The sequence below is a fragment of the Mesorhizobium sp. P3_A9 genome (genome assembly GCF_056402975.1).
In genome coordinates this window covers 1-7,172 of sequence record NZ_JBFUGJ010000294.1, presented here as the reverse complement: position 1 = coordinate 7,172, position 7,172 = coordinate 1, and the positions used below count along the sequence as shown (strand labels likewise).

Sequence of the window (7,172 nt, the reverse complement as noted above, 5' to 3'; positions counted from 1 at the left end):
ACCTTCATCGAGCGCCATGGCCATGTCGAGGTGGAATTCCCGGTCCTGCAATCCGCGGGACTCGATCCTTTCTTCAACATCAACGTGCCGGACGATCTTGCCGAGGCCGGGCGCCTGTTGCAGAGCATGACATCATGAATAGACGCGTCTTCGGCATCACCGGCTGGAAAAACTCCGGCAAGACCACACTGACCGAAAAGCTGGTCGCCGAGCTTGTGCGGCGCGGCCGGAAGGTCTCGACGGTCAAACATGCCCATCATGATTTCGACATCGACAAGCCCGGCGCCGACAGTTTCCGCCATCGGCAGGCCGGCGCCACCGAGGTGGCGATCGTGTCGGGCAATCGCTGGGCGCTGATGCACGAGTTGCGCGGCGAGGATGAGCCGCCGTTGGAGGGCATCCTCTCGCGGCTCGCCCCATGCGACATCGTGCTGATCGAAGGCTACAAGCGCGAAKCSCACMGCAAGATCGAAACGCGRCGGCTGGAAGCGAAGGACCGGGCGCCGCTTTCGGCTGATGATCCTAATATTGTCGCCATCGCCGCGGATTTCGCCGTCACCGACGAGAGCCTGCCGGCATTCGACCTCGACGACGTAAAATCGATAGTCGACTTCATCGAGCGCGCCACCGGCCTCGTTGCTTGAGATGTAACCTAACGGCAGAACGCCATTACCGATTTCGGTGGTTTTGCAGTTGCTTTTTTCTTGGAAAGAGTGGGAGTATCGCCTCAGCGGGCGGTCAAAAAGCACCGCCCCACAGAGCCGTTCGGAACGACGGCCGGGACCATAAAGAGAGGACTATCATGCGTATTGCACTGCGTATCGCGCTCGCCGCATCGGCTGCGCTGCTGACGCTCGGCGTAGCCCAGGCCCAGGAGAAGACCCTGCGGATCGGCACCGAAGGCGCCTACCCCCCTTTCAACAACCTGACCTCCGACGGCAAGCTCGTCGGCTTCGACATCGACATCGCCCAGGCACTTTGCGATCAGATGAAGGTCAAGTGTACCTTCGTCGCCCAGGATTGGGACGGCATCATTCCGGCACTCCAGGCCGGCAAGTTCGACGCCATCGTCGCTTCGATGTCGATCACGCCGGAGCGCAAGGAGAAGGTCGACTTCTCGCACAAATACTATAACACGCCGTCGGCGCTCGCCGTGCCGAAAGACTCGACCCTGAAGGGCGTGACCAAGGAAGATCTCGCTGGCAAGACCGTCGGTGTCGCCACCACGACCACCCATTTCAACTATGCCTCAAAGACCTACACCGACAGCACCGTGAAGGGCTATCCGAGCAGCCCAGAGGAGCAGGCAGATCTTGCCAATGGTCGTCTCGACGCCATCGAGGACGATATTGTCGTGCTGCAGCAGTGGCTGGATTCGCCTGATGGCGCCTGCTGCAAGATTCTCGGCCAGCCGTCGCCTCAGCCGGTCGATATCTTCGGGCCGGGCGCCGGCATTGCCGTACGTAAGGGCGAGACCGACCTGGTCAACAAGCTCAATGAGGCCATCGACGCCATCCGCGCCAATGGAAAGTACAAGGAAATCAACGACAAGTACTTCAAGTTCGACGTYTWCGGCGCCGAGTCCTGATCAATACGGCCAAGACGGCGGGGCAATCTCCGCCGTCTTTCTATTCGTCGTCCTGGAAATGCCGTGGAGATAAGATCCGTCAATGCCAGCCCAAAGCATATGGACACTTCTCAGTTGGGGACCCGATGGCTGGAGTGACGATATTGCCTATGGCGTCATTGTAACGGTTCTGCTTGCGCTGGCGACGCTCCCCATTGGTTTGACGATCGGCTTTTTCATTGCGCTCGGCAAACAATCCGAAGAGCCATCGCTGCGCGTCGCCGCCAATATCTACACCACGGTCTTTCGTGGCTTACCGGAACTGGTGACGCTCTTCCTGTTCTTCTTCGGCGTGCCGATCCTGCTGCAGCACCTCATCCGATATTTCCGTCCAGACGCGACCATCGACGTCAACAGCTTCGTCGCCGGGATGATCGTGCTCGCGCTGATCTTTTCGTCCTATGCCAGCGAGGTTTTCCTCTCGGCCTTCCGTGCCATCCCGAAAGGCCAGTATGAGGGTGGTTATGCCATCGGTCTTTCCTATGCGCAGACAATGCGCCTGGTGATCTTGCCGCAGCTGTTGCGCATTGCGTTTCCCGGCCTCGAGAATTGCTGGCTCAGCCTGTTGAAGGACACCTCGCTGGTGTCGGTCGTCGGTCTGGCAGAGACGTTGCGCAACGCCGGCGTGGCCGCTCGCGTGACCAAGCATTCCTTCCTGTTTTACGGTGTGGCGGCCTTGGTCTTTCTTGCTCTGGCCATCGTGTCATCCTTCGCCACCAGCGCCATTTTGCGCTCGCTCGGCAAACGGGAGGCACAACGATGAGCGCCACGGCCACCTTGGTCGAACGGCCACCACCGCGGGCCCGCGGCTGGCCGCGAAGCCGCGTCGTCGGCTACGCGCTGGTCTGCCTGTGGGTAGCCTTCGGCCTCGGTATCGTCGCCTACCTCTTCTTTGCCTGGAACGCACCCTTCTTCGCCAAATATGCGCCGGCCTATATGCGCGGACTTGGCGTCACCCTGTCGCTGGTCGCCATTTCGATGGTGCTTGGCGCCGTTATGTCCTTGCCTGTCGCTTACGGGCGTATGTCCAGGAACCGGATCCTGTCCGGTCTTGCCTATTGCTACGTCTATTTCTTCCGCGGCACGCCGCTGCTGGTTCAAACATTTCTGGTCTATTACGGGCTGGGGTCGTTCCGACCGCAACTCCAGATGATCGGGCTCTGGGATTTTTTCAAGGACGCCTTCAACTGCGGCGTCTTCGCCTTTGCGCTCAACACCGCCGCCTACCAGGCCGAGATCCTGCGCGGCGCCATCGAAAGCGTGCACAGGGGCCAATGGGAAGGGGCTGCCTCGCTCGGCCTGCACAAACTGCAGACGCTGCGCAAGATCATCCTGCCGCAAGCCCTGATCGTCGCCTTGCGGCCTTACGGCAATGAGCTGATCCTGATGGTCAAGGCTTCGGCGATCGTCGCCATCATCACCGTCTACGATCTGATGGGCAATGCAAAACTCGCCTTCGCCAATTCCTTCGACATCCAGGCCTATATCTGGGTCGCCCTGGTGTATCTYGTGATGGTCGAGTTGTTGCGCCATGCGATCGAATGGATCGAGCGCCGGATCACCATCCACCTGAAACGCTGATCCGTTCTCTGCTGTGCCAGCCGATCGGACCACGCGCGTCTTGACGAATTGAGCGCAGGGCCTAGAGCTTGCGCAGCAAATTTCCATTCTGAAGGGCAAGCTTATGGCATCTGTGGCATTTCTCGGTCTTGGCGTGATGGGCTATCCAATGGCCGGTCACTTGAAGAACAAGGGTGGCCATGACGTCACCGTCTACAACCGCTCCAAGGCCAAGGCCGAGCAATGGGTCGGCCAGCATGGCGGCGGCTTTGCCTTGACCCCGGCAGAGGCAGCCAAGGACAAGGACTTTGTCTTTTCCTGCGTCGGCAATGACGATGATCTGCGCTCGGTGACGACAGGTCCGGAAGGCGCCTTCAAATCGATGAAGACAGGTTCGGTCTTCATCGACAACACCACGGCATCGGCCGAGGTCGCGCGTGAACTGGCGGCCGCCGCGCAAGCTGGCGGATTCTCATTTCTCGACGCGCCGGTCTCCGGGGGCCAGGCCGGTGCCGAGAACGGCGTGCTGACCGTCATGGTCGGCGGCGATCAGGATGCTTTCGACAAGGCGAGGCCTGTTATCGACGCTTATGCCCGCATGGTCGGCCTGATGGGATCGGCAGGCGCCGGCCAGCTGACCAAGATGATCAACCAGATCTGCATCGCCGGACTGGTGCAGGGACTGTCGGAAGGCATCCATTTCGGCAAGCAGGCCGGGCTCGACATCGAGAAGGTGATCGAGGTGATTTCCAAGGGTGCCGCCGGTTCCTGGCAGATGGAGAACCGGCACAAGACGATGAATGCCGGCAAATATGATTTCGGCTTCGCCGTCGACTGGATGCGAAAGGACCTCGGCATCTGCCTGGCGGAGGCCGACCGCAACGCTGCCAGGCTGCCGGTGACGGCGCTTGTCGACCAGTTCTACAAGGATGTGCAGGCGATGGGCGGCAAGCGCTGGGACACGTCCTCGCTGCTGGCGCGCCTGGAGAAGTAGGCTGGGATGGCCGAGCTGTCGCCCCAATCCAGTGCCGGCGAAATCATCGCGCATTTGCGCTCGATCGGTTCGGAGGAAAATCGCCTTGGCATGCTGCGCTACGGTATCAAGATCGACCGGGCGCTTGGAATCCCGCATGGCGTTCAGCGGCAGATTGCCCGCAAGATCAAACGCAACCACGAGCGCGCTTTTGAGCTGTGGGAGTCAGGCATCATGGAGGCGCAGTTCATCGCTTCCGTCACGGCCGACCCAGAGCGGTTTTCCGCAGCGGATGCAAGGCAATGGGCGTCGAGTTTCGACTCCTGGGATATCGTCGATGGCGTGTCTGATCTCTTCGTCGACACGGACGCCTGGAAAGACCTGATAGGCGAGTTCGCGGCTGATGAACGGGAATTCGTTAGACGCACGGCTTTTGCCATGATGGCATGGTCCGTCGTCCACCGAAAGAAAGAGCCGGAGGCAACTTTTCTTGCCTTCCTGCCGATCATCGAAGCGCACGCCACCGACGGCCGCAATTTCGTGAAGAAGGCTGTGAACTGGGCGCTTCGTTCGATCGGCAAGCGATCGATGGAGATGCACGGCGCTGCCCTTGCCGTCGCCGAAAGGCTCGCGCGATCACCCGACAAGACGGCACGCTGGAACGGCAAGAATGCGGTGAGAGAATTGACCAATGCCAAAACGCTCGAGCGGGTCGCCGCCAGAAAAGGCTGACGGACAGCTTCCGCGAGACGAGCGCGGCCCTCGCCGACATGTGATGCGGCTCGAGCATTGACGCCATTGGTCCCGGCGTCTTTACTCGCCTGCAAAGGAAGCGGCATGAGCATCCACCTCAAATCAATCCTGGCGCTCGCGGCCGCGCTGTCTCTCACCGCTGCCGGCGCCTCGGCCGAGACGATGCACATCTTCTGGAAGGATTTGCGCCCCGCGACCCAGGCGGTTGCCGAAGACGCCGGGCTGCCGATGATCGCGGCAAAATTGCCCGATCATGGCGAGACGCTGTCCCTCGATCTGCAGGATAAGACCATACAATTAGCCGGCTATGCATTGCCGGTCGATCGTGACGGCGACCTTGTCTATCAGTTCCTGCTGGTGCCGTGGACGGGCGCATGCAGCCACATGCCGACACCGCCGCCCAACCAGATCGTGCTGGTCACGCCTGCCCRTCCYTACAAGATGTCGCARGCCTACCAGTCGGTYGCCGTCACCGGCGCCTTGAAGCCGGACATGGAAAAGAGCCAGCTGTTCATTCTCGACGGCGTCAGCGTCATCCAGTCCGGCTACACCGTGCGCAAAGCGGATGTAGTCGGTGTCGACACCGTGCCGGACACCGTTACGCTGCCGGTGAACTCGCCCTGGAGTTTCCTCAACAAGAAGAAGAATTGATCGCGCTCAGGCGGCGTTGGCACCCGATTCCTTGTCCAGCACCATGTAGTCGAGCGGGATTTCGGTCGTGTACTTGATCTGCTCCATGGCGAAGGACGACGACACGTCACGGATCTCGATCTTGGCGATCAGGCGCTTGTAGAAGGCATCGTAGGCGGCGATGTCGGGCACGACGACGCGCAGCAGGTAATCGACGTCGCCGCTCATGCGGTAGAACTCGACCACCTCGGGAAACTCCTGGATGACCTCGGAAAACCGCCGCAGCCACTCATGGCTGTGTGAGTTGGTGCGGATCGAGACGAAGACGGTGACCCGCACATTGACCTTCTCATGGTCGAGAATGGCGACGCGCCGCTTGATGACGCCCTCTTCCTCGAGCTTCTGGATGCGGCGCCAGCAGGGCGTCGTCGACAGGCCGACTTTCTTGGCGACATCGGCCACCGCGAGCGTCGCGTCCTCCTGAAGGAGGCGTAGGATCTTTCGGTCAAGGCGGTCCATTAGAGGCTCCTAGGGGAATAGTTTGTCTATATTCCCTCTTATTCGAGGCTTTCACAAGAAAGAAATTCTGCCAATCGCCACGAAAGCGAGTGATTTCTTGCAGAATGCCTAGCCGATGCGATAGCGGATTTCCGAGCGCAGGAAAGGCAGCAATTCCATTTCAAACCACGGATTCTGCTTCAGCCAGCCGCTGTTGCGCCAGGATGGATGCGGCAGCGGCAGCACTTTCGCTCCGACGGAATTCTCCCAGATGGCGCGCCAGTCCATCACCGTTTCCGTCAGCGAGGGTCGGCGCGCGGCACCCATGTGCCAGGACTGCGCATAGATGCCGATCGTCAGCACCAGGTCGATCCGCGGCATCAAGGCCATCAAGGGCGTGCGCCAGGCCGGCGCGCATTCGCGCCTAGGCGGCAGGTCGCCGCCCTTGGCGTCCTGGCCGGGAAAGCAGAAGCCCATCGGCACGATGGCGAATTTCTCGATGTCGTAGAATTCGTCGCTGGTCACACCGGGCCAGCTGCGCAGGCGGTCGCCCGAAGCATCGGTGAACGGCATGCCCGASAGGTGCACCTTGGTTCCCGGCGCCTGGCYGGCGATGAGGATGCGCGCGCTGGACGAYGGCCGCAGCACCGGTCGCGGCTCATGCGGCAGCGGCTTGCCGATAGGGTTTTCGACACAGATGCGGCAGGCCCGGACCTCCTCTGCAAAACTGTCCAGTTCCACACTCAAGCGGCGGCACTCGGCCGGCTGGAGACCGCCTGATGCCAACGCAGCACATTGGCGCATTCTTCCGGCACCTTGATGCGTGCCGGCTTCATGAAATCGATCGCGATCAGGCCGGTGATATCGGCAATCGAATAGCTGTCGCCGGCGACGAATTCCCGGCTCGCCAGCTCGTCGTCGAGGATTTTCAGGAATGCGACCGCCTTCGGCTTGTTGGCCTCGCCCCATTCGGGGATCTGCGGAGTTTCCCAGTCCTTCATGGCCGGATGGACGTGGCGAAAGGCCTGGGCGACGCAGCTGAGCAGGTTGAACTCCATCCGTCTCTGCCACATCTCGACCTGTGCCTTGCCGAGCGCGCCGCGTCCGAACAGGGCCGGCTCGGGGTGCAAT

The 7,172-nt window shown here is 60.9% G+C and carries 10 protein-coding genes and 1 pseudogene; 8 read left to right on the top strand and 3 right to left on the bottom strand.

Annotated features, from left to right (window positions below):
- The 8 genes and pseudogenes from AC1DX0_RS27580 to AC1DX0_RS27545 form a co-directional block, all read left to right on the top strand.
- Positions 1-138 (top strand): annotated as a pseudogene (locus AC1DX0_RS27580) (molybdenum cofactor guanylyltransferase MobA); the annotation flags it as partial.
- Positions 135-644 (top strand): molybdopterin-guanine dinucleotide biosynthesis protein B, encoded by a 510-nt coding sequence (mobB, locus tag AC1DX0_RS27575; protein WP_477357555.1) that lies wholly within the window; start codon positions 135-137, stop codon positions 642-644. The pseudogene AC1DX0_RS27580 and the gene mobB, both read left to right, overlap by 4 nt.
- Positions 645-802: 158 nt before the next feature.
- Entirely contained in the window at positions 803-1,588 is a 786-nt protein-coding gene (locus AC1DX0_RS27570) for an ABC transporter substrate-binding protein (RefSeq protein WP_477357552.1), read from the top strand.
- An 82-nt stretch (positions 1,589-1,670) separates the two neighbouring features.
- Positions 1,671-2,390 carry an ABC transporter permease gene (locus AC1DX0_RS27565; protein WP_477220525.1) on the top strand — a complete coding sequence of 240 codons (720 nt, stop codon included), beginning with the start codon at positions 1,671-1,673 and terminating at the stop codon, positions 2,388-2,390.
- Positions 2,387-3,208 (top strand): ABC transporter permease, encoded by an 822-nt coding sequence (locus AC1DX0_RS27560; RefSeq protein WP_477220524.1) that lies wholly within the window; start codon positions 2,387-2,389, stop codon positions 3,206-3,208. Before AC1DX0_RS27565 ends, AC1DX0_RS27560 begins: the two co-directional genes overlap by 4 nt.
- A 103-nt stretch (positions 3,209-3,311) precedes the next feature.
- The gene (locus tag AC1DX0_RS27555; protein ID WP_477220523.1) at positions 3,312-4,181 is read left to right on the top strand and encodes an NAD(P)-dependent oxidoreductase; all 870 of its coding nucleotides are present in this window, start codon (positions 3,312-3,314) and stop codon (positions 4,179-4,181) included.
- Between the two features lie 6 nt (positions 4,182-4,187).
- Complete coding sequence (locus tag AC1DX0_RS27550; RefSeq protein WP_477220522.1) at positions 4,188-4,892, top strand: DNA alkylation repair protein; 705 nt, start codon at positions 4,188-4,190, stop codon at positions 4,890-4,892.
- A gap of 105 nt (positions 4,893-4,997) precedes the next feature.
- The gene (locus AC1DX0_RS27545; protein ID WP_477357549.1) at positions 4,998-5,564 is read left to right on the top strand and encodes a DUF3299 domain-containing protein; all 567 of its coding nucleotides are present in this window, start codon (positions 4,998-5,000) and stop codon (positions 5,562-5,564) included.
- A gap of 6 nt (positions 5,565-5,570) precedes the next feature.
- Here AC1DX0_RS27545 and AC1DX0_RS27540 read toward each other — a convergent pair whose 3' ends face one another.
- The 3 genes from AC1DX0_RS27540 to AC1DX0_RS27530 form a co-directional block, all read right to left on the bottom strand.
- On the bottom strand, positions 5,571-6,062 hold the full coding sequence (locus AC1DX0_RS27540; RefSeq protein ID WP_006205209.1) for an Lrp/AsnC family transcriptional regulator: 492 nt from the start codon (positions 6,060-6,062) through the stop codon (positions 5,571-5,573).
- Positions 6,063-6,170: 108 nt separating this feature from the next.
- On the bottom strand, positions 6,171-6,845 hold the full coding sequence (locus tag AC1DX0_RS27535) for a uracil-DNA glycosylase family protein (protein ID WP_477357546.1): 675 nt from the start codon (positions 6,843-6,845) through the stop codon (positions 6,171-6,173).
- The coding region (locus AC1DX0_RS27530; RefSeq protein WP_477357543.1) for a glutathione binding-like protein at positions 6,785-7,172 on the bottom strand (388 nt) is incomplete at its 5' end. The genes AC1DX0_RS27535 and AC1DX0_RS27530, both read right to left, overlap by 61 nt.

Excerpts from the sequence above, each read along its gene's own strand:
- AC1DX0_RS27565 (WP_477220525.1), top strand. The coding sequence starts at position 1,671 with ATGCCAGCCCAAAGCATATGGACACTTCTCAGTTGGGGACCCGATGGC.
- AC1DX0_RS27540 (WP_006205209.1), bottom strand. The coding sequence starts at position 6,062 with ATGGACCGCCTTGACCGAAAGATCCTACGCCTCCTTCAGGAGGACGCG.
- AC1DX0_RS27550 (WP_477220522.1), top strand. The coding sequence starts at position 4,188 with ATGGCCGAGCTGTCGCCCCAATCCAGTGCCGGCGAAATCATCGCGCAT.
- AC1DX0_RS27555 (WP_477220523.1), top strand. The coding sequence starts at position 3,312 with ATGGCATCTGTGGCATTTCTCGGTCTTGGCGTGATGGGCTATCCAATG.